Consider the following 26,599-nt stretch of genomic DNA (forward strand, 5'->3'; position numbering starts at 1 on the left):
AGTTCAACACCCGCTTTAATAACAACAACAAACAGGAGAGACCCCCCATGTTTGGCATGTCCCACGAGTCTTACCTGCTGCTAGATGCAGTAGTCACTATCATCGGGTTGATCGTACTGATCACCAAGTTCAAGGTGCACCCGTTCATTGCACTGATCATCGCGGCCGGTTTCCTCGGCCTGACCTCGGGTATGCCCGTGGACAAGATCATCAAGGCGTTCCAGGACGGCTTCGGCGGGGTGCTCGGCTTTGTCGGCATCATCCTCGCGCTGGGCACGATGCTCGGCAAGATGATGGCCGAGTCCGGCGGTGCCGATCAGATCGCCCAGACCCTGATCCGCGCCTTCGGCAAAGAGAAGGTCCAGTGGGCCATGATGTTCGCCGCGTTCCTGGTGGGCATCCCGCTGTTCTTCGAGATCGGCTTTGTATTGCTGATCCCGCTGGTGTTTATTGTCGCCCGGCGTACCGGCGTGTCGTTGATCAAGATCGGTATCCCGCTGCTGGCCGGTTTGTCGGCGGTGCACGGCCTGGTGCCACCGCACCCGGGCCCGCTGCTGGCCATCGGCGTGTTCGGTGCCGATATCGGCAAGACCATCCTGTACGGTCTGATCGTTGCGCTGCCGACCGCCATCATCGCCGGCCCGATTTTCGGTACGTTCATCGCCAAGTACATCCCGGGCAACCCGTCCCAGGAACTGGTGGACCAACTGGCCCGCGAGACCGATAACAAGTCGCTGCCAAGCTTCAGCATCACCCTGGTCACCGTGCTGCTGCCGGTGTTCCTGATGCTACTCAAAACCTTTGCCGACATCGCGTTCGCTGAAGGCAACGTGGTGCGTAACTGGATGGACATGATCGGCCACCCGATCACCGCACTGTTGCTGGCTTTGCTGTTGTCGCTGTACACCTTTGGCCATCGCCAGGGCATCCACTCCAAGCAGATCCTCAAGCTGCTCGACGCCAGCCTTGCGCCCACCGCCGCGATCATCCTGATCATCGGTGCCGGTGGTGGCTTCAAGCAGATGCTGGTGACCAGCGGCGTGGGCGACGTGATCGGCCATATGGCGGTGAACGCGCAGATCAACCCGATCCTGCTGGCGTGGCTGGTGGCGGCGGTGATTCGGATTGCCACCGGTTCGGCGACGGTTGCGACCATTACCGGCGCGGGCATTGTGGTGCCGGTGGTGGGCATGATCCCAGGGGTTAACCGCGAATTGCTGGTACTGGCGACGGGCGCGGGTTCGTTGATCCTGTCTCACGTCAACGATGCGGGGTTCTGGCTGGTCAAGCAGTACTTCAACATGACCGTGGCCGAGACGTTCAAGACCTGGACGGCGATGGAGACCATTCTGTCGATCGTGGCGCTGATCTTCATCATGTTGCTGTCGTTGGTAGTGTAAGCCACACCACAAAAGCAGTGGCGGCAACTCGATCAAAATGTGGGAGCTGGCTTGCCTGCGATAGCATCACCTCGGTACATCTGAAACACTGAGGTGTCTGCATCGCAGGCAAGCCAGCTCCCACATTAATTGGGTTTCTTCAGGTAAATCAGGTCAGGCTTTGCTGACCAACCCATCCGCCCTGAACATCCCCCGAATGCCTCGCACCGCCTGGCGAATCCGGTCCTGGTTTTCGATCAGCGCAAAGCGCACATGATCATCGCCATACTCACCAAAACCGATCCCCGGCGACACACACACCTTCGCTTCCAATAACAGTTTCTTGGCAAACTCCAGCGAGCCCATGGCGGCATACTGCTCGGGAATCTTGGCCCAGACGTACATCGACGCCTTCGGGTTCTCCACCATCCAGCCCAGCTCATGCAGGCCTTTGACCAGCACATTGCGACGCTGGCGGTACTGTTCAGCGATGTCCTTCACGCACTGTTGGTCGCCTTCCAGCGCTGCAATCGCCGCCACTTGCAGCGGGGTGAAGGTGCCGTAGTCGTGGTAGCTCTTGATGCGTGCCAGGGCGTTGACCAGTTCCGGGTTGCCTACCATGAAGCCGATGCGCCAGCCGGCCATGTTGTAGCTCTTGGACAGGGTGAAAAACTCCACCGCAATGTCCTTGGCGCCGGGCACTTGCATGATCGAGGGGGCTTTCCAGCCGTCGTAGACGATGTCGGCGTAGGCCAGGTCGTGCACCACCAGCACGTCGTACTGCTTGGCCAGGGCGATCACCCGTTCGAAGAAGTCCAGTTCCACACACTGCGCGGTGGGGTTGGACGGGAAGCCGAGGATCATCATCTTCGGCTTGGGGATCGAGCCGCGAATCGCGCGCTCCAGCTCAGCGAAGAAATCCACGCCCGGTATCAGCGGCACCGAACGTACCTGGGCACCTGCAATCACTGCGCCGTAGATATGAATCGGGTAGCTGGGGTTGGGCACCAGCACGGTATCGCCCTGGTCCAGGGTGGCCAGCATCAAGTGCGCCAGGCCTTCCTTGGAACCGATGGTCACGATGGCTTCGGACTCAGGGTCGATATCCACCGCGTAACGGTCCTTGTACCAGCGCGAAATCGCCCGGCGCAGGCGCGGAATGCCTTTGGAGGTGGAGTAGCCGTGGGTGTCTTCACGCTGGGCGACGGTGACCATTTTCTCCACGATGTGAGGAGGCGTGGCGCCGTCAGGGTTACCCATGCTCAAGTCGATGATGTCTTCGCCGCGCCGACGCGCAGCCATCTTCAGCTCGGCAGTGATATTGAAAACGTAAGGGGGGAGTCGATCTATGCGCGCAAAGCGGCGCGGCGAACCTTGGTCTGCCATTGTTGCCTCGAGGTACGTAAGCGCCCGGAACCGTCCGAGCGACGTCGGCCACTGCGGTGGCCTGCGAGGCAGACAATACGAGCGATGATGGCAAGTTGTCCAGATGTGTAGGAAAAATTTCTACATGGAGTACGGCGCGGGTATGCCCCTATACTCGATGCGGGTTTGTTCCCTCATAAGAAGGAGACTGTTCGTATGGATCAGCAGACAAAACAACCGTTGGAGCCACGCCTGGAAGCCGGTAAGGCCCTGGTGATCGCCGGGGTGCAAGGGCGATATTCGAAGGCCACCGTGGGCGATATCCCACGGCTGTGGGAGTTGTTCGATACCTGTATCAAGGACATCAAGAAGCGCGTCGGCGGTGTGACCTACGGGGTGTGCCATAACCCGCATCACGGCGAATTCGATTACCTGGCAGGTGTTGAAGTCCCGGCCAGGAAAGACGTGCCAAGCAATTTCGAGGTGATCGAAATTCCGCCACTCAACTATGCCGTGTTCCCCCACTACGGGCCGGTGCAGGCGCTTGAGCAAACCTACGAGCGCATCATGTTCGAATGGCTGCCGCACTCGGGCTACAAAGTCATGGGCGCGGATTTCGAGCGCTATAGCGCGGACTTCGATGCCAGGAAGGGCACGGGGACGGTGGAAATCTGGCTGCCGATCGGGGAGCGGGGCTGACACTGCACCCGATGTCACGTAAACACGACATGCACGCTTAAAAGTCATGTTTACGTGACATTGCCGCTATGGATTAAACCTGAAGCTCAACCGGCGCTCATACCCTACGCGACCCTTGTACGCCTCACCGCGATCCACCCATCCTGCCCCCAGATACAACCCCATTGCCGCCAGGTTGTGGGCATCCACCGACAACTCCAACCCCTTGATCTGCGGCCAGGCCTCGCGCGCCACGGCGGGCAACGCCTGCAAACACATCTTGCCGTATCCACGCCCCTGTTGATGCCGGTCTACCTGTAGCGCGTGGAGTGTGGCGCTGTGTTCATCGGCCCAATGAGGCAGGCACGGTGGTCGCTTGAGCAGCAAGAACGCCACAGGAAGGTCGTCGACCAACAGCGCAAAGCCCTTGACCCCAGGGCTCGGGTTGGCGAGCAGGGTATTGAGGGCGCAATACATATCGCCGCAAAACGGCAGTTGTTCAGGGTGAACTTCGATGGCGCCGACTTGCTGTTGTTGCACAGCGTTCAGCGCCTCGTAAGCAACGAGGCGGGTTGGCATGGGGCTGTCCGAACGGCTGCAAGAGAAGTGGCAGTTTATCGGGTTTGAGCCACGGGAAATTATTTTTCAGGGGGATGTCGATTTCCCTCGGGGCCATTCGACTAAGGGTGTCTTCCGTGATTTTCCACCCCAAGGAGTCATCGCCATGAGCACTGCAATCAAGAGCCTGATCGAGCAATGGAAAGACGCCGTCGTCAGTCGTGATATCGACCAGATTGTCAGCTTTTACGCCGACGATATCGTCTCGTTCGACGCCGTAACCGCTCTGCAATTCAAGGGCAAGGCGGCCTACCGCGCGCATTGGGAGGCGTGCATGGAGCACTGCCCCGGCCCCGGCATCTTCGAGTTTCATGAATTGCATGTCGTCGAAGCGCCAGACAGCGCATTCGCCCACTGGCTGGCCCACTGCGGCGGTGCCGGGCCGGACGGTGAGGTGAAGGCTTGCTGGATGCGTGTCACCGCCGGCTACCAGCGCATCGATGGCCAATGGAAGGTGGTGCACGAGCACTGGTCGGCGCCGTTTGATATGCAAAGCGGCACGGCGTTGTTCGACCTGAAACCTTGAGCACCGCGAACTATAGTCAGTAGTCCGAAAACGGAGAACGCCATGAAATACCTGTGCCTGATCTACAGCGATGAACAGGCGTTGCACACCTCGCCCGACAGCCCCCACGACTCGGAATGTCTGGCCTACGCCGAGGCCGTCCAGGCCAGCGGGCGCATGCTGGCCGCCGAGCCGCTGGAGTCAGTGACCACCGCCACCACCGTGCGCATGCGCAACGGCAAGCTGTCGATCACCGACGGGCCTTTTGCCGAAACCAAGGAGCAGCTCGCCGGGTTCTACCTGATCGACGCCAAGGACCTCAATGAAGCGCTCCAGGTGGCTGGCGGCATTCCGGCAGCCCGGGTCGGCAGTGTGGAAGTGCGCCCCGTGCGCCAATTGAATCTCTCAACACAATAATCAAAAGACTTGAGGAGGTTGCCCCGTGAACATTCAACCCGCCGAATTTGAACTGTCCGTCAGCCGCTTGATCGATGCGCCGCGCCGCCGGGTGTTTCGCGCCTGGACCGAGCCAACCCTGCTGCAACAATGGTGGGGCCCCCACGGCATGACCACCCCTGAATGCGAGATGAACCTGTGGGTCGGCGGCTTGTTCCGCACCTTGATGCGCGCCCCGGATGGCAGCGAGTACCCGACCCAAGGCGTGTTCCTGGAGATCGACGCGCCCAACCGCCTGGTGTTTACCGACGCGTTCATGCCGGGTTGGGTGCCTTCGGGCAAGCCGTTCATGAGCGCCGAAGTCACCTTTGAGGAGGTCGGCGAAAAGACCCTCTATACCGCCCGCGCCATGCACTGGAGTGCCGAGGACAAGCAGGCCCACGAAGCCATGGGCTTTCATGACGGCTGGGGCCAGAGCCTGGACCGCCTGGTGAAGTTGGTGACCGAGGACATGGTCGATTGACCCAGCAGATCGACGCTATTTACCGCCGCGAATCACGCCGCGTGCTCGCGACGTTGATTCGTGTGCTGGGGGATTTCGACTTGGCCGAGGAGGCGCTGTACGAAGCATTTTTCGTCGCCCTGCAGCGCTGGCCCGAGGATGGCGTGCCGGATAATCCACGGGCGTGGCTGGTGTCCACCGGTCGCTTCAAAGCCATCGACCGCCTGCGTCGGCAGTCGCGTTTTACCCCGTTATTGGAAGAGCAGGCCGAGGCGTTGGAGGCCGCGCCTTGGAGTGATGAAGACGTGGAAGACGACCGCCTGCGCCTGATGTTCACTTGCTGCCACCCAGCGTTGGCAGCCGATGCCCAGGTTGCGCTGACCTTGCGCGAGATCTGCGACCTGAGCACCGAGGCCATCGCTCACGCTTTTCTAGCCACGCCCACCACCATTGCCCAACGCATCGTGCGCGCCAAGGGCAAGATCCGTGAGGCGAGAATTCCCTATCAAGTGCCGTCCCGCGCCGAATTGCCCGAACGATTGGACAGTGTGCTGCGGGTGATTTACCTGGTGTTCAACGAGGGCTATTCGGCCTCAGCGGGTGCCGACCTCACCCGCGAGGACCTGACCTTGGAGGCCATTCGCCTGGGGCGTTTGCTGCTGGAGTTGCTGCCCGAGCCGGAAGTCATGGGCTTGCTGGCGTTAATGTTGCTGCACGAGTCGCGTCGGCCTGCCCGCACTTCTGCCAGCGGCGAACTGGTGCTGTTGGACGCTCAGGATCGTACGCTTTGGGACAGGGCCTTGATCGCTGAAGGCTGCGCATTGGTGGAGCAGGCGCTGATGACTCCACGCTTCGGGCCGTATTGCTTGCAGGCTGCGATTGCCGCCGTGCACGCCGAGGCGCCCAGCGCAGGGGAAACCGATTGGCGGCAGATTGTCGGGCTCTATGATGTATTGCTCAGGTCTGTGCCGTCGCCGGTGATCGAGTTGAACCGTGCGGTAGCGGTGGCGATGGAGCAGGGGCCGTTGGCGGGGTTGGTGCTGGTAGACAACCTTTTGCAGCGCGGTGAGTTGCAGGACTACCACTTGGCGCATTCGGCGCGTGGGGAGTTTTGCCGGCAGTTGGGGCGGTTTGACGAAGCTCGCAGCGCGTACGAAAAAGCGCTGTCGCTGACGCAACAGGCGCCAGAAAAACGCTTCATCACGCGACGCCTCGCCGAACTCAAATAGCCAAAACCATGTTATGACGCCCTGCGATCCAATGTGGGAGCTGGCTTGCCTGCGATAACGGCCTGACAGCCAACGTCTCCCTAACGGCCCCCTCTACATCGCACTTCGTTCATTCCAGCATCTTGCTCAGCAACCAGCTCCCCGCAGGCCCCGGCGGCTGGTGCCGGGACCACAGCGCATCCACCGCCACCGAACGCGGCCAACTGCGCACCTTGAGTTCAACCAACTGGTTGCCGCCAAAGCGCTCCACCAGCCAGCGTGGAATCGGTGCCCAGCCAAACCCCAGCTGTGCCATTTCCATCAGCATCAGGTAACTCGGCGCCGACCATACTCGCTGCGTGCCGCGGTTTTCATTGGGGCTGATGATGCTCGCCAAGCGCAACTCCCGGTGTTGTTGCAAGGTGTGCGAGTGAACCTTGTCCAGGGTTGCCAATGGGTGTCTGGGCGAGACGAACAGCGCGATCTCCGTGCGCTCTTCCACGGGGGAGAACGTCAGGTCCGGCGGGTAGGCTTCTTGTTTCTCGATAAACGCGATCTGCGCCCGGCCACTTTGCACCAGTGCGATCAAGTCTTCGCATTCCGCGATCAGGCATTCCAGCTCAAGGTCTGGGTAGCGTTGTTCGAAGGCGCTGAGAGCGACCTCGAATCGATCAGACTGATAAGTATCGGACATGGCGAGACTCAACTTCGGCTCCAGGCCTTGCGATAACTGACTGGCCGCCAGCTCCAGGCGGCTACTGGCTTCCAGCACTTGCTCAGCCCGTTGCAGCAACACTTGCCCCGCCGGTGTGAGGGTCGGCTTGCGGCTGCTGCGGTCAAACAGCACCACGTTCAGGTCAATCTCAAGGCTGGCCACTGCCGCGCTCACGGTGGACTGGCTTTTGCCCAGCTTGCGCGCCGCCGCGGAAAACGAGCCTTGGGTGGCAGCCTGGACAAACGCCTGAAGCACTTCATGGGAGGCCATGACTATCGCCTTGATCGATGGTTATTGGTTATGAAGTATCGAGACAAAGCCTGATCATGGCAACCATCGTCACTCACGGAGCCGGGCCATGACCCCTACCAAATCCCTTACTGAACGCGTTTTTCAAGCCCTTGGTTTCGAGGGGTTGGCCTTATTGATTTGCACGCCGCTGTTGGTGTGGATCACCGGCCGGCCAGCGCTGGAGATGGGCGCAGTGACCCTGGGCATCAGCCTGTTGGCACTGAGCTGGAACGTGGTGTTCAACAGCCTGTTCGACCGCCTTAAAAATCGCCTGCAACTGGCCAACGGTGGTTGGACCCGTGTGCTGCATGCGCTGCTGTTTGAAGGCGGCCTGATCCTCTTGGCAGTGCCGTTGATTGCCGCCTTGATGAAGATCAGCCTGTTGGAAGCCTTCATCCTCGACATTGGCGTGTTGTTGTTCTTCCTGCCGTACACCTACGTGTACCACTGGGGTTATGACGTGCTGCGCGAGAAATTCGCCGGTAAAACCCCAGTTACCCCGTAGGCGTGCGTCGCTTATAGGAACATCCCGCCCGACGCCTCGATCCGCTGGCCGGTGATCCAATGACTGCCATCGGCCAGCAAGGTCGAAATCGCCCCGCCAATGTCGTCCGGCAAGCCTACGCGGCCCAGGGCGGTGTTATTGGCAACCATCGCATTCACATCGGTGTTATCGCGCACCGCGCCGCCGCCGAAGTCGGTGGCAATCGCGCCCGGTGCCAGGGTGTTCACGGTAATACCCCGTGGGCCCAGTTCTTTAGCCTGGTAGCGCGACAAGACTTCCACCGCGCCTTTCATAGATGCGTAGGCGGCATACCCCGGCAGGCTGAAGCGCGCCAGGCCGCTGGAGATATTGATGATGCGCCCGCCATTGCTGATCAGCGGCAGCAGTTTCTGCGTGAGGAAAAACGGTGCCTTCACATGGATCGCCACCAACTGGTCGAACTGGGCTTCGGTGGTTTCGGCAAAGCTTGCGTAGGTGCCAACCCCGGCGTTGTTGATCAGGAAGTTGAAATGCTCCTGGGCGAACACATCCTTGAGCAGTGCGCCGATCTGGCCAACGAATGCATCGAAGGTTGCGCTCTGGCTGACGTCCAGTTGCAGCATGGCGGCGCGACCGCCCAAGGCCTCTACCTGGGCAACCACGGCTTGGGCTTCGGCCGCTGCGCTGTGGTAAGTGCCGATGATGTCGATGCCTTGCGCAGCCAGGTGTAGGGCGGCGCTTTTGCCCAGGCCACGGCTGGCGCCGGTGATGAGTGCGATTTTACGGGTCATGGTGCAGTCCTCGAATGGGGTGAGTGGGACTGAGTGTATTTGTCCGGCCATAAAGTGATAAACAGGCTGATATCGAAATCACTGGCCGGATAAGGCGAACAATCTAATGAACAAGCTTGAGCTGCTGCGCACCTTCGTACGCGTTACTGAGTTGTCGAGCTTTACCCAGGCCGGCCAAAGCCTGGGCTTGCCGCGCTCTACGGTCTCCGAGCATGTGCAGGCGTTGGAGGAGTTGCTCGGCGCTCGGCTGTTGCAACGCACCACGCGCAAGGTGCAGGCGACCCAGGATGGTCGTGTGTTGTATGAGCGCAGCAAGGATCTGCTGGCGCACATGGAAGAGTTGGAAGGTTTGTTCCGTCAGGACGAAACCCAATTGGCCGGACGCATACGGGTGGACATGCCCAATGTCATGGCGCGGGGCGTGATCTTGCCGAACTTGCCCACGTTCATGGCGCGCCATCCGCTGATCGACATGGAAATCAGCTGTTCGGACCGCCAGGTGGACCTGATCGCCGAAGGTTTTGATTGCGTGGTGCGCGTCGGCGCCCAGCCCGATCAAACTGTGGTAGCGCGGCGGGTGTGCAGCATGCCGATGGTCAACTGCGCGAGCGCGGCGTACCTGCAACGGTATGGCGTGCCCGACACCCTGGCAGACCTGGCGCATCATCAGTTGGTGCATTACGTGCGGCCGCTGGGCGCACGCTCGGCCGGGTTCGAATACCTGGTGGGCAACAAGGTGCAGCGGCTGCCGATGGCAGGCCGGGTGACGGTCAACAGCACCGACGCCTATCAATCGGCGTGCCTGGGCGGGTTTGGCATTACCCAGGTGCCGCAACTCGGGATACACGACTTGTTGGCCAGCGGCGAGTTGGTGGCGGTGCTGCCCGACTACCAGGCGCCGCCCTTGGATGTGTCGTTGCTGTACGCCGGCCAGCGGCATCTGCCGTTGCGGGTGCGGGTGTTCATGGACTGGTTGACCGCCACCCTGCAAGCTCATCTTTAACGGCGTGCCGACAACTGCTGGGGCGCCAGGAACGCGTCGTGGAAGTAATCCCGGAACGCTTGCATCGCGGGGGTAAACGCGCGCTCGCGGTGCCAGGCCAGGCCGACGCTCATGGGGGTGACCGGGTCGGTCACGGTCAGGGTTTCGATGCGTTTGCCTTCCAAGGACCAGGGCCGGTGCACCAGGTCTGACAGGATCGCCACGCCGCTGCCATTGGCAACCATGCTGCGCACCGCCTCCACCGAGCTGGTGCGCAGCCGCACCTTGGGCGTTTGCCCGGCCTGTTCCCAGTAGCGCATGGCGCTGTGTTCGGCTTCATCGACGGTGAGCAAGATGTAGGGTTCTTGGGCCACGTCGGCCAGGCTCACGGCACCGCGTTCGCACAATGGGTGATGGCTGGGCAGCCACAGGCGGCGTTCGGAGTTGAATAGAATTTCCGAGACGATATCCGCGTGGGTGAGGTTGGCAGTGAGCACCACAGCCATGTCGAACTGGCCGTCGAGCAGGCCCTGTTCGATGGCCTGGCGCTCCTGTTCGAACACCTCGATGGTCACGTCCGGATGCCAATGCTCCATGCGCTGTAAATGGTGCGGCAGGAAATAACCCAGCACGGTGTAGCTGGCCGCCACCCGCAGCACGCCGCTGGCGCGGTAGTCCGGCAACGGGCTGTTGAGGGCATCCTCCACGCTGCGCACAATCACATAGGCACGGTTGAGAAAATGCCGCCCCGCGTCGGTGAGGTTCATGCCTTGGGCCGAGCGCACGAACAACTGCACGCCGAGCATGGCTTCCAGCTCCTTGATCGCTGTGGTCACCGCCGATTGGGAAATATTCAGGTGAATTGCTGCCTGGGAAATCTGGCCGATTTCCGCAGTGGCGACGAAATAGCGAACCTGGCGCAAGGTTAAAGACATATCGCACTCTGCTTATTGATCGTTCCCACGCTCTGCGTGGGAATGCCTCTTGTGACGCTCGGCGTCACGGTCTCAAGTGCGGACGCAGAGCGTCCATGGCTGCATTCCCACGCAGAGCGTGGGAACGATCGGGGGTCGAGGATAAAAAGCTATCTGATTTTCAGAAGATGGGCCATCTGATAATAGATCTTCCCAAGGGGTCAAGCCACGGCCTACTTTGCGGGCATCACCTTTGGCGGAGCGACCTTGATGCAGGCAGTGGATTTCAATTCAGACATGGGCGAAGGCTTTGGCCCCTGGACCATCGGCGACGGCGTCGACGCAGAGCTGATGGCCTATATCAGTTCGGCCAATATCGCCACCGGCTTTCACGCAGGCGACCCCGGCACCATGCGCCGCACCGTCGAGCGCGCCAAGCAACTGGGTGTGGCCATCGGCGCACACCCAGGCTTTCGTGACCTGGTGGGTTTCGGTCGTCGGCATATCAACGCACCGGCCCAGGAACTGGTGGACGACATGCTCTACCAGCTCGGTGCCTTGCGTGAAATGGCCCGCGCCCAAGGCGTGACCTTGCAACATATCAAGCCTCACGGCGCGCTCTACATGCACCTGGCCCGCGATGAAGAGGCCGCCCGGCTGTTGGTGCAAAACCTGCAAATCATCGAGCCCACGCTGATGCTGTACTGCATGCCCAACTCGGTGATCTGGCGCATTGCCAAGGAACTGGGGCAGCCGGTGGTGCGCGAGTTTTATGCCGACCGTGAATACGACCTCAGCGGTTCCATCGTGTTTACCCGCAATGTGCGGGCGCTGGACCCCGCCACAGTGGCCGCGCGCGTCTTGCGTGCGTGTCAGACCGGCCTGGTACGTACCGTCGAAGGCGAAGACCTGGCGATCGAATTCGATTCCATCTGCCTGCACAGCGACACCCCTGGCGCCCTGGAGCTGGTGGGGGCCACCCGTGAAGCCCTGGACCAGGCGGGTATCGACGTCAGAACACCCCGATAAGATCCCCCCCTTACTTTTTTGCCTGCCTTTCTACAATGATTCCAAGAGGAACAGACATGGCTGAAACGTCCCCCATCCGCTACAGCTTCGGCGGTGATGAACACCTGTTTGCCGAGGTCAGCAACAGCATGTCCCTGGAGGCTTTTTTCAAGGGCATGGCGGTGACCCGCGCCGTGGAGCGCCTGGCACTGGAAGGCGTATTGGATGTCTGCCTGGCCAACGCATCGTTCCAGATTCGCTTCGACCCTGACCGCATCGCCCCTCAGGCGCTGCTCGACGCCGTGCAAAGCGCCGAAGCCCAGGCCGTGGCCGAACGCACCTTGCGCACGCGCATCATCGAAATCCCGGTGCTCTATAACGACCCCTGGACCCGCGAAACCCTGATGCGTTTTCGTGACCGCCACCAAGACCCCAGCGGCACAGACCTGGAATACGCGGCACGCATCAATGGCCTGGCCGACGTGGACGCGTTCATCGCCGCCCACAGTGGCGCGCCGTGGTTTGTGTCGATGGTCGGCTTTGTCGCGGGCTTGCCGTTCATGTTCCAGATGGTCGAACGCGAGCGGCAATTGCAGGTGCCCAAATACCTGCGCCCACGCACCGACACGCCGAAACTGACCCTGGGCCATGGCGGCTGCTTTGGGTGTATCTACTCGGTGCGTGGCGCGGGCGGTTACCAGATGTTCGGCGTTACCCCGGCACCGATCTACGACCCGGCGCAGCAGTTGGCGTACCTCAAGGAGCACATGGTGTTCTTCCGCCCTGGCGATATCGTGCAGTTCAAGCCGATGGACCGCGAGGCTTATGACCTGGCGGTCGCCGAGGTGGACGCCGGTCGTTTCGACTTGCGCATCCGCCCGGTGGAGTTTTCCCTGGATGCCTTTCTTGCTGACCCCATCGGCTACCCGAAAACCCTGCAGGAGGCGCTGGCATGATCAAGGTCCTCAAACCTGGCCTCGCCACCTCCGTGCAGGACCTGGGCCGCGAAGGTTATTACCACTTGGGCATCCCGCCGTCGGGGGCGCTGGACCAATACGCGTTGAGTGCGGCCAACCACTTGGTGGGCAATCCTGTGGGCGCGGCGGGCCTGGAATGCACGCTGATCGGGCCGGAGCTGGAGTTCCAGCAGGACGCGCTGGTGGCCTTGAGCGGCGCCTTGATGTCGCCGCGCCTGGACGGTGAAGTGGTGCACCAGGACACCGCCTTTGCCGTGCGCGCCGGGCAGGTGCTGCGGTTCGAGTTTCCCAAGGCCGGCGCACGCACCTACCTCGCCGTCGCCGGCGGTATCGACGTGCCGTTGGTGCTCGGCAGCCGCTCCACCTACACACTCGGCGCCCTCGGCGGGTTTAACGGCCGACGCTTGCAGGAGGGCGATCAATTGCCGATCGGTACCGCCAGCGGTATGGGGCGTGCGGGCAACAGCTTGCCGATGGCGTTGCGGCGTTCGGTCGGCGGCGATGTGACGTTGCGGGTAGTGCCGGGGCTGTATTACGAGCGCTTGACTGACGAGGCCAAAAGCAGCTTTTTTGCCGAGCCGTGGACGGTGGGCTCCGAGGCCGATCGCATCGGCTACCGCTTCAAGGGCGGCAGCGCGTTGAGCTTCCAGCCACGGGAACAGCCGTTTGGCGCGGGCTCCGATCCTTCCAACATCGTGGACAGTTGCTACCCGATTGGCTCGATTCAAGTACCGGCGGGGCTGGAGCCGATTGTGTTGCACCGCGATGCGGTGTCGGGCGGTGGCTACGCGATGATTGGCACGGTGATCAGCGCCGACCTGGACTTGATCGGGCAGATGCAGCCCAACCAGCGAGCGGGGTTTGTGGCGGTGAGCCTCGAGGAGGCTTTGGAGGCGCGGCGGGTGTACAAGAAGCGGCTCAAAGCGATGTCGGGACTCTTCAATCACTGAATAAACGCAAACTGCTGTGGGAGCTGGCTTGCCTGCGATAGCGGTGGGCCAGCTTGCATTGTGTTGGCTGATACACCGCAATCGCAGGCAAGCCAGCTCCCACAATTGGGGCTTATTTCAATTTGAGAATTTGCGCAATGCCCGGCGATCAGTGGCTGGACGCTTCAAACACTGAATAAACGCAAAACCCTGTGGGAGCTGGCTTGCCTGCGATAGCGGTGGGTCAGCTTGCATTGTCTTGGCTGATACACCGCAATCGCAGGCAAGCCAGCTCCCACAGTTGGGGCTTATTTCAATTTGAGAATTTGCGGAATGCCCACCGTCCAGCGATCAGGGTGAAGGTTGCGACCAAGGCCACCAGTATCCAGAAGCCTTCCGGATCCTGGGAAAGCGGCACCCCACCCACATTCATGCCAAAAAAGCCGGCAATGATATTGATCGGCAGCGCCAGCACCGTCACCACCGTGAGGGTAAACAGCGTGCGGTTGCTCTGTTCATTGAGGTTGGCGGCGATCTCTTCCTGCAACAGCTTGATGCGTTCGCCCAAGGCGGTCAGGTCGTTGATGATCAGCGCAAACTCCTCGGTGGATTTGCGTAACTCCTTCACGTCTTCCTTTTGCAGCCATTGCGGCGGGCGATTGAGCAGGCGCAGCAGCGAGCCCGGTTCCAGCGCCAGCAGGCGTTGCAGGCGCACCAGCACGCGGCGGGCGGCACCCAGTTCGGCGCGGTTGGTGGACAGGCGCGAAGACAACAGCTGATCTTCGATATGGTCGACGCTGATACTGGTCTTGCGCACGATCTGCGTCAGCACTTCGCCCTGGTCGCGCAGCAGGTGCACCAACAGCTCCAAGGGGGAGCGAAAGTGTTCGCCGGCCTTCACCGACGAGCGCAATTTATCCACCGAGTGCAAAGGCTGCAGGCGCGCGCTCACCAGCAAGCGGCTGCGAGCGCACACCCATAGCGTGGAAATATCCGACGACACCATGCTGCTGAAGTTGAACACCACATCGTTGACCACTGCCAACAAGGCCGAGTCCACATGCTCGATGCGCGTGGAGCGTGAGCCCTCATGCAAGGCTTCAAAAAACTCTTCCGGCAGCGACAAATGCGCCTGCATCCAGCGCTCGCAGGCGGCGTGCGCCAGGTTCAGGTGCAGCCACAGGAATTCGTCCGGGTCTGGCGGGTGCTGTAAGGCGGCGAGGGCGGTGGCGGAATCAATTTGTTGGCCTTTCTCGCCGGGGCGAAAACGAAAACCGTAAAGCAGGCCAAACAGATCGGAATCTTGATGGCCGTGGTCGATGCTGTGGTTCATGGCGACTCGCAGAGAAAGGGCCTGTAGGACGTTTCACAGGTTCCTGAGCGAATCATTGCAAGGCGGTATGACGGTTATGTGACCGTTTGAGGCGCGCATAAAAAAACGCGCCACCCGAAGGTGGCGCGTTTTTTCAAGGTTCAACTCAGGTGTCTTGCTTGTTTTCCAGCACGGCACCGGTCTTGGCGTCGAGCTTCACATCCCATTTCTTGCCGGTGGTGTCGGTCAGGTCCACTTCGTAGACCAGCTTGCCAGCTTCGTGATCCAACTCGGTATCGTTGATGGTCGCGCCGGCATGTTGGGCGACGGCGGCGGCGTTAAGCTTTTCGAACGCCATCACTTCACCGGACTTGAGCAGGCTAGGAATCTGGTCCGGACGGACATCAGCCTGGGCCAGGCCGGCAGTCAAGGTCAGGGCAGTAGCAGCGAACAGGGCAGTCAAGGTTTTCATGGTGTGTGTCCTTCTTAGGTTGAGCTGTTTAAGTGGCGCCAGATTAACCGGCGCAACTTAACTCATCCTTAATGGCTCACTGACACTAACGCTTTTAGTACTTATGGTCGTTGAGCAGGTCTTGCACGCTGGACGACGGCCAGCGCTTGTAGAACTTCAACAGCTCGGCGGCGCGGTTGGTGAAAATGCCATCGACGCCGGCCTTCATCACTTTCTCGAAGTCCACCGGCTCATCCACCGTATACACATGCACCAGCAGGCCCTTGTCGTGGGTCAGCTTGTTCATTTCAGGCTTCACCAGGTCGGTGTAGCTCTGGTCGCCGTGGTCGGTCAGCTCGGCCGACGGGCCGGTGCCGATGGCGCCGAGGCTTTTGGCTTCATCAACCCATTTTTCGAATTCGGCAGCGTCTTTAGGCTCTTGCTTGGCGTAGTAGGCGGCCTTGGTGGATTCGCCAGACTCGGCGAAGGTCACTTTGGATTTGGGCTCGATGCTGCCTTCACCCACCCACAACAGCAGGATTTTCGGAGTGTTGGGCATTTCCTTCTGCAGCTCTTTGAGGCTGGCGGTTTCGAAGGTTTGCAGCACCACGCGGCCCTTGCCTTGGCCGACACCGGTATTGCTCTTGCCCAGTTTGGAGCCGGCGGAGCTCAGCCAGCCTTTGTCGAGCAGCTTGTTTTTCAGGTCGGCTTCGATACCGGGGAACTGCTTGGGCTCCTTGGTCTCGATGTACAGGCCGGGTTTGTGCGAGGGGTTGCCTTCGGCGATCTTGATGATGTCGTCCAGGCTCAGGATTTTCAGGCCAACGAAACCAGGGCGCGCGCGGTCCGGGTAGGCGGCGTTGAACCAGCTGCCGGCGTCGAGGGTTTGCAGCTCTTTCCAAGTGAACTCGTTGGCGGGTGCGTCTTTGCGCTCGGGAAACTTGGTGGCGACGTCGGTGGTGCGCTGCAGGTTGTTGTCGTGCAGGGCGAACAGCACGCCGTCCTTGCTACGTTGCAGGTCCAGTTCCAGGTAGTCGGCGCCCAGGTCGCGTGCAACCTTGTAGGCAGCGGCGGTGGATTCAGGCGCATCGTAGGAAGCACCACGGTGAGCGATCACGGCAGGGTAGGGAATGCCTTCGTTTGTCGCCAATTCGGCCGGGCTGACCGGCTCGGCAGCCTGTGCCTGGCCAAGGCCGAGCATCAACGCCAGCAGCAAGGCGCTTTTGGAAAACGTGACAGGCATATGCGAAGTCCTTTCGTGGAGGTAACTTTGAGAAGGTGTCCTTTTTAACAATTGATTGCGAACGGCGCTATCACCAAACCGACATTAACGTGCGCACCGGCCAATTTTGTCGACTTTTTTGCAGGGTGTTGCAGTATTCTTACGGGTAGCTGCCCCGCCAGAGGGCGGTATTTTCTGCCACGCGTGTAAACCATCTTTCCAGTCCCTGTGGGACTTTTCAGTGAGGTTTACCATGCGCATCACTTCCGAGCTTATCTGCCAGGCCGCCGACCAACTCCAGGGTTTTGTCGGCCTCAACCGCAAGACCGGCCAGTACATCGTACGATTCAGCGAAGACTCATTCGGCATGGACGTGGCCGATGACGGCATCATCCCCACGGCCGAGTTCGTCTGGCTGCCGGCCGCCGACCACACCATGACCCTGTGCCGAGCGCGCCTGCAGTTGTTGCTCGACCAGAATATCGACGAGCGCATCAACATCACCGAGCCGCTGCGTGTGTATATGCGCCGGGTAGAGATCCCGCAGATCAGCGCGTTGCGTAGTTTGGTGAGCTGAGCGTCCGCGATTGCTAACGATGACGAGCAAATGTGGGAGCTGGCTTGCCTGCGATAGTCTCACTGCGGTTTCACTGCATCACCGAGGTGTCTGCATCGCAGGCAAGCCAGCTCCCACCGGGTTCGGTGATTCAAGTGGAGAAGGTGTAGGCCCGCTCTACCTTGCACACCCGCGTGTGAAACGCCGCATACCAAGTGGCCCGCCCTTGCTCGCGCACCTGCCGATGCTCAGCCTGTTGTTTCCAGGCCAGGATCGCCGCCTCGCTGGCCCAGTAGGACACGGTGATCCCCAGCCCATCCTCCCGCGCCGATTCCACCCCAAGAAACCCCGGTTGTTGCCTGGCCAGTTCCAGCATGCGCGTGGCGGCCTCGCCATAACCCCGGTCGGCGTCGGTGCGCAGCGAGCTGAAAATTACCGCGTAATAAGGTGGGGCGGGTGTTTTGGCAATCATGCCGATACCTCCTGGCAGGCCTTGAGCAGCGCAATCACCAGCGGTGGCGTGATGCCCTTGAGTGCGGCGCGTTCGGGCTGGAACAGGGTGGCGACGAAGAACGGGTGGTCGAGCAGTTCCACCGCGCGCAGATCGCCCGCCGAATCGTGGCCGGTGGGAATCAGGTTGGCGTCCAGCAGGGCGTCGGCAAAGGTGGGGTTGATGCCGTAGCGGCAACGGTAACCCTCGTGGATGTCCAGGCTGCCGTAGGCCTGGGCAATGCGCGTGTACGCGGCCAGGCGCACGGTGTCGTTCACTTCCACCAGGGAGCAGTCCAGCGGCGTGATGACAGCGCGCTCAGCATCGGGCATTAATTCGCCGTGCTGGGCATCGGCCCAGCCGAGCACATGGCGGGCATATTCCAGCACGGCATGTTGAAAACCGCCGCAGGTACCGAGGAAAGGGCGACCTTGTTCGCGGGCAAAACGTATCGCGCGCAGGGCGCCGTCGACGTCGCGATAGGGGCTGCCGGGCACGCACCAGAAGCCGTCGAAGTCGCTCAGGGCAGAAGTGGAGGTAAGGGTGTCGGTGGCCAGCCATTGCACGTGGACGCTCAGGCCCAGAGCGTCGGCGGCCTGTTGCAGGGCCATGGGAATGGCTTGGTGGGCGGTCACATCAGGGTTGTAGTCACCGATCAGGGCAAGGTGCAGCGCGGGGGTTGGCATCGTGTACGTCCCATGGCTTGTGGTGGGTTGATACCCACTATAGATTGGCGTTCACGCAATCAATATTGGCGTTTGCCCATATGTTCAATGCAGCTACGCACTATCAAATCGACTACGCCGACCTGTCATTGGTCCTGGCCCTGGTGCGCGGCGGTACCCTGGCGCGGGCGGCGGCGCTGCTGCGGGTCGATGTATCCACGGTGTTCCGTGCGGTGCGGCGGCTGGAGGCGGCGCTGGGCCAAACCCTGTTTGAAAAAAGCCGTGCCGGTTATTTGCCCACCAGCCTGGCGAGCAACCTGGCCCAACAGGCCGAGCGTGCCGAGCAGGCGCTGGAGGCGGCGCGTATTGGCGTGGAACAGGGCGGTGAAGTGATCAGCGGCACCGTGCGCCTGACCTGCACCGACTCAGTGTTGCAAGGCTTGCTGTTGCCGGCCCTCGCGCAGTTCATGCCGGCCTACCCGGCGTTGACCCTGGAACTGAGCACCTCCAATGACTTCGCCAACCTCAGCCGCCGCGATGCGGATATCGCCCTGCGCCTGACCACGGCGCCGCCGGAGCATCTTGTCGGACGTTGCCTGGGGGCGGTGGCGTATCAGGTGTGTGCCAGTGCCGACTATGCGCGCCTGCACCCAGACCATGAGTGGGCCGATCTGGCCTGGATCGCGCCGGACGATTTTTTACCCGATCACCCCACCGTCGCCTGGCGCCGTGAGTATTTGCCGGGCGTGCGTCTCCGTTATCGGTGCAACAGCATGCAGTCGGTGGCCGAATTAGTGCGCGCAGGGTTGGGCGTAGCGGCGCTGCCGGATTTTCTAGTCGGGAATGGCGTGCAACCGCTGGGCCCTGCGCTGGCAGGGCACGATACGGCGTTGTGGTTGTTGACGCGGCCTGATTGTCGGGCGTTGCGCTCGGTGGTGACGCTGTTTGATGAGTTGGGGCGGCATGTGCGCTGGCTGCGAAGTTAACCCTCAGACAGCCAGCGCCAAGGGTTCAGCGATTGCCCCGCTCATTGGCAAACGCGCTTACCGCTTGTACCGCCTCGCCGGTACCTTCGCGAATCTGCAGGATCACCGTGCCGGCCTGGTTGGCCAGTTCCACACCCTGGGCAGCGCGGTCGCGGGTGGCGTCCATGCTGTCGATGGCTTGGCGGGTTTCGTCCTGGATCATGGCGATCATGCCGGAGATTTCCGCGGTGGAGCCGCTGGTGCGCGCGGCCAGTTGCCGCACTTCATCGGCCACCACGGCAAAGCCACGTCCCTGCTCGCCGGCGCGGGCGGCTTCGATGGCGGCGTTGAGGGCCAGCAGGTTGGTCTGGTCGGCAATGCCGCGAATGGTGTTGACGATGGCGGTGATCTGTTGCGAGCGTTCGCCCAGCTTGGCGATCAGTTGCGAAGAGGTGTCGATATCCACGGCAATTTCACGCATGCCGCTGGCGGTCTTCTGAATCACCTCAGCGCCTTTTTCCGCCATCTCCTGGGTGTTCAACGACAGGTGATAAGCCTGGGCGGCGCTCTGTGCGTCAGCGGCATGCTGTAGCACGCGGGCGGTGACGTCCGAGGCGAACTTCACCACTTTGCACAAGCGCCCGCTGGCGTCGTACACCGGGTTGTAGTTGGCTTCCAGCCACACGACTTGGCCGTGTTTATCCACCCGCTCGAACTGGCCATTGAACAGCTCGCCCTGGTTCAAGCGCTTCCAGAACTCGCTGTAGGCCGCACTGTTGGCCAGTTCGGCCGTGCAAAACAGGCGGTGATGCTTGCCCTGGATCTGCGCCAGGCTGTAGCCCATGCGCTGCAGGAAATTGCCGTTGGCGGTGATGATGGTGCCGTCGAGGTTGAACTCGATCATCGCCATGGCGCGGTCGATGGCTGCAAGCTTGGCGTTGGCTTCGCTCTCGGCTTGCAGGCGCGGGGTGACGTCCATGGCGTATTTCACCACTTTGATTACATTCCCCGCTTCATCCCGTACCGGGTTATAGCTGGCTTCCAGCCACACCGAGGCGCCGTTGCCGCCTACTCGTTCAAAGGTGCCCGACTGGAATTGGCCGTTGCGCAGGTGCGTCCATAACTGGTTGTAGTCCGCGCTGCGGGCGAACGCCGGGGTACAGAACATCCGATGGGGCTGCCCCAGGATCTGTTCGGCGCGGTAGCCCATGGTCTTGAAGAAGTTGTCATTGGCGCGCAGCACGGTACCTTGCAAGTCGAATTCGATCACGGCCATGGAGCGCTCGATGGCGTCCAGCAGGCTGGTCTGTTGGGCAAGGCTGTGTTGCAGGGTACTGATGGTTTTCTTGTGAGCGTGAAATAGCATGGTGGAGGGCTCGGGCATGCAAGCGTATGCGGGGTCCATGTATTTGCGCCTGACCCCGTAGGGCCCCTGGCCTTACGGTTGACTTGCTCATTGCCAGCTTCCTGGTGCTGACAGAGGGGGGTAGAACAACGGTCTCAGAGTGATCAATCGGCCTGGAAGTTCGCTCGTCAGGCAGGACTATTTTGGCCAGGCGACCAATGGCGGCATTATGCTATTGCAGCAGGTGGGCGGAGCAAGATTCGGACGAGGTGTCATCAGACAACTCAGGCTGAATGAACGACCGTGCATTCGCTGATCTTGACGCGGTTGCGGCCGCTGTTTTTGGCGGTGTACAACGCGCGATCCGCAGCATCGAGCCACATGACCGCGTCCTTGAAGGACGGGTGGAAATCCGCCAGGCCAATGCTCAGGCTGACGCGCAGGTCTGGGATTTGCGGATGCCGATAGTGACTGAAGGTTTCGCGTAGATGCTCCATTACCTGCGCAGCGGCTTGCATGCGCATTTTCGGAAGAATCACACAGAACTCATCGCCGCCATAGCGGCCGGCCAGGTCTTCTTCGCGCAAGTGTTCGCGCAGCGCTTGGCTCAACTGGCGCAGCACCGCGTCACCCACGGTGTGGCCATGAACGTCATTGATGTGCTTGAAGTGGTCGATATCGATCAAAGCAATGGTCGCTTGGCCGTGTTGCTGTTGGCACTTGTGAAACTTGAGGTTCAGCAGGTCTTTCCAGGAACCATGGTTGAGCAGGCCGGTGAGGCTGTCGATGCGGCTCAGGGCGCTGAGGGCGCGTTTGTGTTGCGACAGTTTGATCGCCAACTGGTAACAGACCATGCCGATGGCCATCGGGTAGAGCGTCAGCATCGGCAGGCAGGTGTAGACCTCGGTGAGGCTGACGCTGGGGTCGAACTTGATGCCGAACAGGCCCCAGGCCACCGCGATACCGGCCGCCTGTGCCAGCAACCCGCGCAGGAACAGGCGTTTGCCACCGGCTGCGACGTTGTTCATGGCCATCATCGACAGAATAGTCACCGCTGTCAGTGGCGAAAACTGAGTGGCCGCGGCCCAGAATCCGCCCAGCACTGAGTCATACAGCAGGTTGCGTTGTTCGGCCTGGTAGGGAAATGGCGAGTGAGTGGAAATCAGGTACGCCACATGCGGCCAGGCAATGCCGTTGAACAGCAGCAACGCCCAGACCCAACCGGGCATCGACAAGGGATACAAAGCCCCGATTACGCTGATGCTACCGATACCCAGGCCGATAATCCTTGGCGTGTAGATACGCCTGGCAAATGAAAGCCCTTTGCCTCGTCTGTTTTCCATAGTGTCCTGGGTCAACTTTTTTGCGGGTGCAACAGCACGCGTCAGCGGGCAGAGCCGGTGGTCGGATAAGAAAGGTGGATTGTCGATTATTCCTGTGGGATTAATCAGTGTCCTTCCAGGCCATTTGCGCAAAACAGCGGGCAAAAACGCCATAAACGACCTTAAATGTCGCTCCTGCAACAGGGCTTACTGGGGCGTGCGCTGCGTGCTGGCTTCGTAGCCGGCGAGGAACAGGTCGATGGCCGATTCGATGACGTGGGCCTGGGTGGCAGGGTCGAGGGTGGGCTGGCCGAGGGTGATTTGCGGCCAGAATGCAAAGGCCTTGAGCAGGCTTTGGATCTGGTGGGCGGCGAACGCCGGGTCGGTGCCGGTGAGGCGGCCGTCTTCCTGGGCGGCGCGCACCCATTGGGTAAAGCCTTCTTCCCGCGCACTGAGGCGGTTGACCATGTCTTGCGCGCGCTCCGGCGAATGGATAGTGGCAGCAATGGCCACGCGTGCCAGGTCGAGGAAGTTGGCGTCTGACATCATCTGCATTTTCGCTTCCAGCAACGTGCGTAGTTGGTCGCGCAGTGGGCGGTCACTGGTGTAGATCACGTCCAGTTGGGCAACGCTGCTGGCCCACAGTTGGTGGAGGATCTCGGCGAACAGTTCTTCCTTGCTGGGGAAGTGGTTGTACACGGTGCGCTTGGAAACGCCAGCGCTGGCGGCGATCTTGTCCATGCTGGTGACCTCGAAGCCGTGCTCGCGAAATTCGGCAATCGCCGCCGCCACGATGGCTTCGCGTTTACGCTCGGTGAGGCGTTTGGGGGCAGTCATGGAAGGCATTCGACTCAACAATGAAATTACACCGGGCAGTTTACTTGCTCCGGATTTTGTTGCAATCTAGAAACTACACTGTGCAGTGTAATACTTGAGCGGACCGCAGGAGTCACTTTGTCATGGCTACGATTTCAACCCGTCTCGACCCTGCGCCCTCGGCGCCCAAGCCTGCTGAGCAGGGCCTGGGGCACTTCAGCAACGACACGCCGGTGCAGCACGGTGGCTTGGGCAAGACCCTGCGCATTTTCTGGAACATGCTATTCAACAAGCCGCGAACGACACGGCCGGTGGGGCAGATTCCGGTACAGCCACTGACCCGCGAGCAGTTATTGGCCGCCCCTGATCACAGCGTGTATCGCCTCGGCCATTCAACCGTGCTGCTGAAAATGCGCGGTAAATTCTGGGTCACCGACCCGGTGTTTGCCGAACGCGCCTCGCCATTGCGTTGGGCCGGCCCCAAGCGTTTTCATCAGCCGCCTATCAGTCTTGAAGAGCTGCCTGCGCTGGAAGCGGTGATCCTTTCCCACAATCATTACGACCATCTCGACCGCAAAGCGGTGGTCCAATTGGCCGAAAAGACCCGCTACTTCCTGGCGCCCCTGGGCGTGGGCGACACACTGGTCAAATGGGGCGTGGATGCCAGCAAAGTCCGCCAGTTGCAATGGTGGCAGGGCACCGAGGTCGATGGCGTTCGTTTTGTCTGCACGCCGGCCCAGCACTTTTCCGGGCGCGGCCTGTTTGATGGCAACCAGACCCTGTGGTGCTCCTGGGTGATGATCGACGACACGCGGCGTATCTTTTTTAGTGGCGATACGGGCTATTTCGACGGTTTCAAACGCATCGGCGAGCAATACGGGCCGTTTGACCTGACCCTGATGGAAACCGGCGCTTATAATGTCGATTGGCCCCATGTGCACATGCAGCCGGAGCAGACACTACAGGCGCATATCGACCTTAAAGGGCGCTGGCTGCTGCCGATTCACAATGGCACCTTCGACCTGGCCTTCCACGCCTGGCATGAGCCCTTCGACCGCATCATGGCCCTGGCCTGGGAGCGCAATGTTTCGATCACCACTCCGGCGATGGGCCAGGCTTTTCGCTTGAACCAGCCTGAGCGTGGGCATGCCTGGTGGCTGGAAGTGGAACCTCAATCGGTCAACGAACACGCAGCAGGCTGAGCCAAAGGCCCGTTTGGAAAAGAGCTTTTCAGCGAATTTCAGCCCTGCGACAAAGGTCAAGAGAGAGTGCGATGATCCCCCGGAAATTTTATCTCCGGGAGGATGTTTCGATGGACAGCCATTGTAAGAAACTTTGGAAGATGGGTTTGCCGTGTGCGTCAGCTCAACCGCTGCCATCGCTAATGAACGCCGTCGACGTTCCCGCTTCACCCCCCGGTGCCGCTCCCCCTTCTATTGTCTTTGGCACCGAGCAACGTGCCGGCGCCACGCCCATACCTGGGTATAACGCCCTGGCTCCCCATATACGGCCGGTGCGCGATCCCGCGCTATCGCTGATCGCCATCAGCGGCGTTGACCCTACCGAACCGGTGATGGTGGAGGTACCGCTGGTATTGAATAACACCACCTTCACCGCCTCGCTGCCGCTGACGGGATATCGTATCGGCTATGCCGAGCATTATGTGCAGGGCAAGCAGGTTGAACGGGTCGCACGCAGTGCGGCCTTGAACCGAGTCTTCGACACCCTGCGCCAGGCTGGTGCGCAATGCGTGGCAGTGGATATGCAGCGCAGCGGTGATTGTCAGCAGGCTTGTCATGAAATCGACGAGCTGGTGGTAGGTCTTCGCCTTGATGCCTTGGTGTCAGAGGATCCCGAAGCCGCCTTTCATCACGCCTGTAAAAGCGGCTACCCCAGTATGTGTGAAACCCTGGAAGACGGCTCCAAGGTCTGGTTTTACGGTGCGCGCTGGGCGGGTGATCGCTTGGCGGCACTGGTACGAGCTTACCGCGTGCTGCGGCCGTAGGTATTGATGCCTACATCGGGCTGCGAAGGGTAGGACGCAGTGGCAGGATTCGCCTGAAATAGTGGTGGGTGGTCGGCTCTTAGACTGGTGCGGCGCTATCGACCGATAGCTCTCACACTCAGTCAAACAGAGGGGCACTTCATGATCGGACCAGTTTCGGCAGGTGGATGGGCCACGGGCCTGCTTCAGGAGCTTTCAAACCCGGTGCAAGGTTTCAAGAGTGCCTGCCAGATGTCAGCGGAGATGGCCCAAGGAGGCGGCGTCACCTCAGAGTCGCTGTTGAAGGACTCGCTCAAACAAATTGCCAATATTGATCGTGGGCTACAGGGCGGCAATGCGTTTTTGGAAACCAACCCGGATGCCATGAGGGAGGCGAAGGCCCGCGATCAGGAACGTGCCAATGGCCGCGTACGCGGGTACTTGCATGGCGTGCCGATAGCGCTCAAGGATGTCTTTGAAACCAATGACCGCATGCAGACCAGTGCAGGTTCGAAGGCCTTGGTGGGCGCGCCGGCCACTAAAACCGCCAAGGTTGTCGAGAATTTGTTGAAGCACGGAGTAGTGATCGTGGGGAAAACCAATATGAGTGAGTTCTCCAACTTTCGCTCACTTTCACCTGCGGATGGCTGGAGCTCCCGAGGTGGTCAGACGCTTAACCCCCATCGACTCGGAGGGCCGGTGGCGGGGTCGAGTTCAGGTTCGGCAGTGGCGGTCGCCCAAGGGCATGTGCCTGTGGCATTGGGGTTGGAAACCAACGGATCGATCATCACCCCTGCCGCCTACAATGGTGTGTTTGGCCTGAAAACAACAACGGGCCTGGTCAGTACCGAAGGCGTCATGACCAGTACCCGCATGGACGCGGTGGGGACGTTCACTCGCAATATCTGTGATGCTACAGAAGCGCTTAACGCAATGACCGAGACCACTGCCTACACCAAGGGTCTGCGCTCCGATGCCTTGAAGGGCAAGCGAATTGGCTACACCCCTTTACCTGAGCTGTCCGTAGAGGAGGCCAAGGACCCAGCCAAGCGGGCAGACCGCAAGCACTATGAGGCGGCGCTCGAAGTGATGAAGGCCCAGGGGGCGATTCTGGTGCCGATGCAGCGGTTGGATGCTGGCGTCTCCGATCAAGCCTATGAGGTTTATAACGAGGCGCTGTTCTCGGAGGTCAAGCAACAGCTGGAAGACTACCTGGCTGGACGGGAAGGTTTGCCGGTCAAGTCACTCTCTGAGCTGATTGTTTTTATCAACCGCACCCAGAAACCTGGTGAGCCTGACCAGAAACTGCTGGAAATGATCAATGAGCTGGAAACCACCCAGGAAAAACGCGATGCGCTGTGGGAAGCCATCCTTCCTATATTTCAGAAAACCATTGATGACCCCATGAAGGAGCACAAGCTCGACGCCATGGTGTCGAACTTCCAGTCCCACAATTATTTTTTCAGTGCAGCGGCCGGGTACCCAGGCATATCCGTTCCGTCAGGCATGGATGAGGAAGGCATGCCCACGGCACTTTACGTGTATGGCTCCGCCAACAGTGAAGCCACCTTGCTGTCAGTCGCCTATGGTTATGAACAAGCCTCACAAGCCATTCAAAAACCGGCTTTTCTCCCAGGTGCTCCCTTCACACCGACACCTGTCAGTACAGATGACGTGGTTGAGATTACTGAAACTTGAGTTTGAATCAGCCTCTGCAGACAGCTGCGTC

At 60.5% G+C, this 26,599-nt stretch carries 29 protein-coding genes; 16 read left to right on the forward strand and 13 right to left on the reverse strand.

Annotated elements, in window-relative coordinates; genetic code table 11:
* The first annotated feature begins 47 nt into the window (after positions 1 to 47).
* Positions 48 to 1,400 (forward strand): GntP family permease, encoded by a 1,353-nt coding sequence (locus BT199_RS17860; protein WP_014719640.1) that lies wholly within the window; start codon positions 48 to 50, stop codon positions 1,398 to 1,400.
* A gap of 153 nt (positions 1,401 to 1,553) precedes the next feature.
* On the opposite strand, the gene alaC is transcribed toward BT199_RS17860, so the two are convergent.
* Complete coding sequence (gene alaC / locus BT199_RS17865; protein WP_032895593.1) at positions 1,554 to 2,765, reverse strand: alanine transaminase; 1,212 nt, start codon at positions 2,763 to 2,765, stop codon at positions 1,554 to 1,556.
* Between the two features lie 195 nt (positions 2,766 to 2,960).
* Between alaC and BT199_RS17870 the strand changes: the two genes are divergently transcribed.
* Positions 2,961 to 3,443, forward strand: a complete 483-nt coding sequence (locus BT199_RS17870) for a GyrI-like domain-containing protein (RefSeq protein WP_014719638.1) — start codon at positions 2,961 to 2,963, stop codon at positions 3,441 to 3,443.
* Between the two features lie 66 nt (positions 3,444 to 3,509).
* On the opposite strand, the gene BT199_RS17875 is transcribed toward BT199_RS17870, so the two are convergent.
* Positions 3,510 to 4,001: a GNAT family N-acetyltransferase gene (locus tag BT199_RS17875; protein WP_014719637.1), complete on the reverse strand. Its 492-nt coding sequence runs from the start codon at positions 3,999 to 4,001 to the stop codon at positions 3,510 to 3,512.
* Positions 4,002 to 4,146: 145 nt separating this feature from the next.
* Here BT199_RS17875 and BT199_RS17880 point away from each other — a divergent pair, with 145 nt between their 5' ends.
* The 4 genes from BT199_RS17880 to BT199_RS17895 are packed head-to-tail and all read left to right on the forward strand — an operon-like array spanning position 4,147 to position 6,672.
* Positions 4,147 to 4,566, forward strand: a complete 420-nt coding sequence (locus BT199_RS17880; protein WP_072435191.1) for a YybH family protein — start codon at positions 4,147 to 4,149, stop codon at positions 4,564 to 4,566.
* A gap of 42 nt (positions 4,567 to 4,608) precedes the next feature.
* On the forward strand, positions 4,609 to 4,962 hold the full coding sequence (locus BT199_RS17885; protein ID WP_072435192.1) for a YciI family protein: 354 nt from the start codon (positions 4,609 to 4,611) through the stop codon (positions 4,960 to 4,962).
* Between the two features lie 25 nt (positions 4,963 to 4,987).
* Positions 4,988 to 5,464, forward strand: coding sequence for an SRPBCC family protein (locus BT199_RS17890; RefSeq protein WP_072435193.1), 477 nt, complete (start codon positions 4,988 to 4,990; stop codon positions 5,462 to 5,464).
* Entirely contained in the window at positions 5,461 to 6,672 is a 1,212-nt protein-coding gene (locus BT199_RS17895; protein ID WP_072435194.1) for an RNA polymerase sigma factor, read from the forward strand. Before BT199_RS17890 ends, BT199_RS17895 begins: the two co-directional genes overlap by 4 nt.
* 109 nt (positions 6,673 to 6,781) lie before the next feature.
* On the opposite strand, the gene BT199_RS17900 is transcribed toward BT199_RS17895, so the two are convergent.
* Entirely contained in the window at positions 6,782 to 7,636 is an 855-nt protein-coding gene (locus BT199_RS17900) for a LysR family transcriptional regulator (protein WP_072435195.1), read from the reverse strand.
* An 88-nt stretch (positions 7,637 to 7,724) separates the two neighbouring features.
* On the opposite strand from BT199_RS17900, the gene BT199_RS17905 reads away from it, so the two are divergent.
* Positions 7,725 to 8,162, forward strand: coding sequence for a multidrug/biocide efflux PACE transporter (locus tag BT199_RS17905; protein WP_014719631.1), 438 nt, complete (start codon positions 7,725 to 7,727; stop codon positions 8,160 to 8,162).
* 11 nt (positions 8,163 to 8,173) lie between these two features.
* Here the strand turns inward: BT199_RS17905 and BT199_RS17910 are convergent, their stop codons facing one another.
* Entirely contained in the window at positions 8,174 to 8,932 is a 759-nt protein-coding gene (locus BT199_RS17910; protein WP_072435196.1) for an SDR family NAD(P)-dependent oxidoreductase, read from the reverse strand.
* Positions 8,933 to 9,038: 106 nt separating this feature from the next.
* Between BT199_RS17910 and BT199_RS17915 the strand changes: the two genes are divergently transcribed.
* Entirely contained in the window at positions 9,039 to 9,935 is an 897-nt protein-coding gene (locus BT199_RS17915) for a LysR family transcriptional regulator (RefSeq protein WP_020303117.1), read from the forward strand.
* On the opposite strand, the gene BT199_RS17920 is transcribed toward BT199_RS17915, so the two are convergent.
* Positions 9,932 to 10,849: a LysR family transcriptional regulator gene (locus tag BT199_RS17920; protein WP_014719628.1), complete on the reverse strand. Its 918-nt coding sequence runs from the start codon at positions 10,847 to 10,849 to the stop codon at positions 9,932 to 9,934. The two genes, BT199_RS17915 and BT199_RS17920, sit on opposite strands and share 4 nt — an antisense overlap.
* Before the next feature lie 249 nt (positions 10,850 to 11,098).
* On the opposite strand from BT199_RS17920, the gene BT199_RS17925 reads away from it, so the two are divergent.
* The 3 genes from BT199_RS17925 to BT199_RS17935 are packed head-to-tail and all read left to right on the forward strand — an operon-like array spanning position 11,099 to position 13,763.
* Positions 11,099 to 11,857, forward strand: a complete 759-nt coding sequence (locus BT199_RS17925) for a 5-oxoprolinase subunit PxpA (protein ID WP_072435197.1) — start codon at positions 11,099 to 11,101, stop codon at positions 11,855 to 11,857.
* Between the two features lie 56 nt (positions 11,858 to 11,913).
* Positions 11,914 to 12,792, forward strand: a complete 879-nt coding sequence (locus BT199_RS17930; RefSeq protein ID WP_072435198.1) for a 5-oxoprolinase subunit B family protein — start codon at positions 11,914 to 11,916, stop codon at positions 12,790 to 12,792.
* Positions 12,789 to 13,763, forward strand: a complete 975-nt coding sequence (locus BT199_RS17935) for a 5-oxoprolinase subunit C family protein (RefSeq protein WP_072435199.1) — start codon at positions 12,789 to 12,791, stop codon at positions 13,761 to 13,763. Before BT199_RS17930 ends, BT199_RS17935 begins: the two co-directional genes overlap by 4 nt.
* Positions 13,764 to 14,055: 292 nt before the next feature.
* Here BT199_RS17935 and BT199_RS17940 read toward each other — a convergent pair whose 3' ends face one another.
* The 3 genes from BT199_RS17940 to BT199_RS17950 form a co-directional block, all read right to left on the reverse strand.
* Entirely contained in the window at positions 14,056 to 15,075 is a 1,020-nt protein-coding gene (locus BT199_RS17940) for a transporter (RefSeq protein WP_014719624.1), read from the reverse strand.
* Positions 15,076 to 15,220: 145 nt separating this feature from the next.
* On the reverse strand, positions 15,221 to 15,526 hold the full coding sequence (locus BT199_RS17945; protein WP_014719623.1) for a PepSY domain-containing protein: 306 nt from the start codon (positions 15,524 to 15,526) through the stop codon (positions 15,221 to 15,223).
* A 94-nt stretch (positions 15,527 to 15,620) separates the two neighbouring features.
* Positions 15,621 to 16,748 (reverse strand): glycerophosphodiester phosphodiesterase, encoded by a 1,128-nt coding sequence (locus BT199_RS17950; RefSeq protein ID WP_014719622.1) that lies wholly within the window; start codon positions 16,746 to 16,748, stop codon positions 15,621 to 15,623.
* 232 nt (positions 16,749 to 16,980) lie between these two features.
* On the opposite strand from BT199_RS17950, the gene BT199_RS17955 reads away from it, so the two are divergent.
* Positions 16,981 to 17,304 carry a DUF2025 family protein gene (locus tag BT199_RS17955; protein WP_014719621.1) on the forward strand — a complete coding sequence of 108 codons (324 nt, stop codon included), beginning with the start codon at positions 16,981 to 16,983 and terminating at the stop codon, positions 17,302 to 17,304.
* A gap of 130 nt (positions 17,305 to 17,434) precedes the next feature.
* Here BT199_RS17955 and BT199_RS17960 read toward each other — a convergent pair whose 3' ends face one another.
* A complete protein-coding gene (locus BT199_RS17960; protein WP_019819298.1) occupies positions 17,435 to 17,755 on the reverse strand; it encodes an antibiotic biosynthesis monooxygenase family protein in 321 nt (106 codons plus the stop codon).
* Positions 17,752 to 18,459: a CTP synthase C-terminal region-related (seleno)protein gene (locus BT199_RS17965; RefSeq protein ID WP_014719619.1), complete on the reverse strand. Its 708-nt coding sequence runs from the start codon at positions 18,457 to 18,459 to the stop codon at positions 17,752 to 17,754. The genes BT199_RS17960 and BT199_RS17965 overlap by 4 nt, the downstream gene beginning before the upstream one ends.
* An 80-nt stretch (positions 18,460 to 18,539) precedes the next feature.
* Here BT199_RS17965 and BT199_RS17970 point away from each other — a divergent pair, with 80 nt between their 5' ends.
* On the forward strand, positions 18,540 to 19,424 hold the full coding sequence (locus BT199_RS17970) for a LysR family transcriptional regulator (RefSeq protein WP_014719618.1): 885 nt from the start codon (positions 18,540 to 18,542) through the stop codon (positions 19,422 to 19,424).
* A 25-nt stretch (positions 19,425 to 19,449) separates the two neighbouring features.
* Here BT199_RS17970 and BT199_RS17975 read toward each other — a convergent pair whose 3' ends face one another.
* The 3 genes from BT199_RS17975 to BT199_RS17985 form a co-directional block, all read right to left on the reverse strand.
* Entirely contained in the window at positions 19,450 to 20,769 is a 1,320-nt protein-coding gene (locus tag BT199_RS17975; protein WP_020303112.1) for a methyl-accepting chemotaxis protein, read from the reverse strand.
* 263 nt (positions 20,770 to 21,032) lie between these two features.
* Positions 21,033 to 22,091 carry a diguanylate cyclase gene (locus BT199_RS17980; RefSeq protein ID WP_072435200.1) on the reverse strand — a complete coding sequence of 353 codons (1,059 nt, stop codon included), beginning with the start codon at positions 22,089 to 22,091 and terminating at the stop codon, positions 21,033 to 21,035.
* Positions 22,092 to 22,277: 186 nt separating this feature from the next.
* On the reverse strand, positions 22,278 to 22,907 hold the full coding sequence (locus tag BT199_RS17985; RefSeq protein WP_014719615.1) for a TetR/AcrR family transcriptional regulator: 630 nt from the start codon (positions 22,905 to 22,907) through the stop codon (positions 22,278 to 22,280).
* A 122-nt stretch (positions 22,908 to 23,029) separates the two neighbouring features.
* On the opposite strand from BT199_RS17985, the gene BT199_RS17990 reads away from it, so the two are divergent.
* The 3 genes from BT199_RS17990 (at position 23,030) to BT199_RS18000 (ending at position 26,568) form a co-directional block, all read left to right on the forward strand.
* Positions 23,030 to 24,088: an MBL fold metallo-hydrolase gene (locus BT199_RS17990; protein WP_014719614.1), complete on the forward strand. Its 1,059-nt coding sequence runs from the start codon at positions 23,030 to 23,032 to the stop codon at positions 24,086 to 24,088.
* Between the two features lie 182 nt (positions 24,089 to 24,270).
* Positions 24,271 to 24,891 (forward strand): hypothetical protein, encoded by a 621-nt coding sequence (locus BT199_RS17995; protein ID WP_256575721.1) that lies wholly within the window; start codon positions 24,271 to 24,273, stop codon positions 24,889 to 24,891.
* 231 nt (positions 24,892 to 25,122) lie between these two features.
* Positions 25,123 to 26,568, forward strand: coding sequence for an amidase family protein (locus BT199_RS18000; RefSeq protein ID WP_072435215.1), 1,446 nt, complete (start codon positions 25,123 to 25,125; stop codon positions 26,566 to 26,568).
* Positions 26,569 to 26,599: the final 31 nt, after the last annotated feature.

The organism is Pseudomonas sp. NFR02 (assembly GCF_900119375.1).
Classification (GTDB): domain Bacteria; phylum Pseudomonadota; class Gammaproteobacteria; order Pseudomonadales; family Pseudomonadaceae; genus Aquipseudomonas; species Aquipseudomonas paracarnis.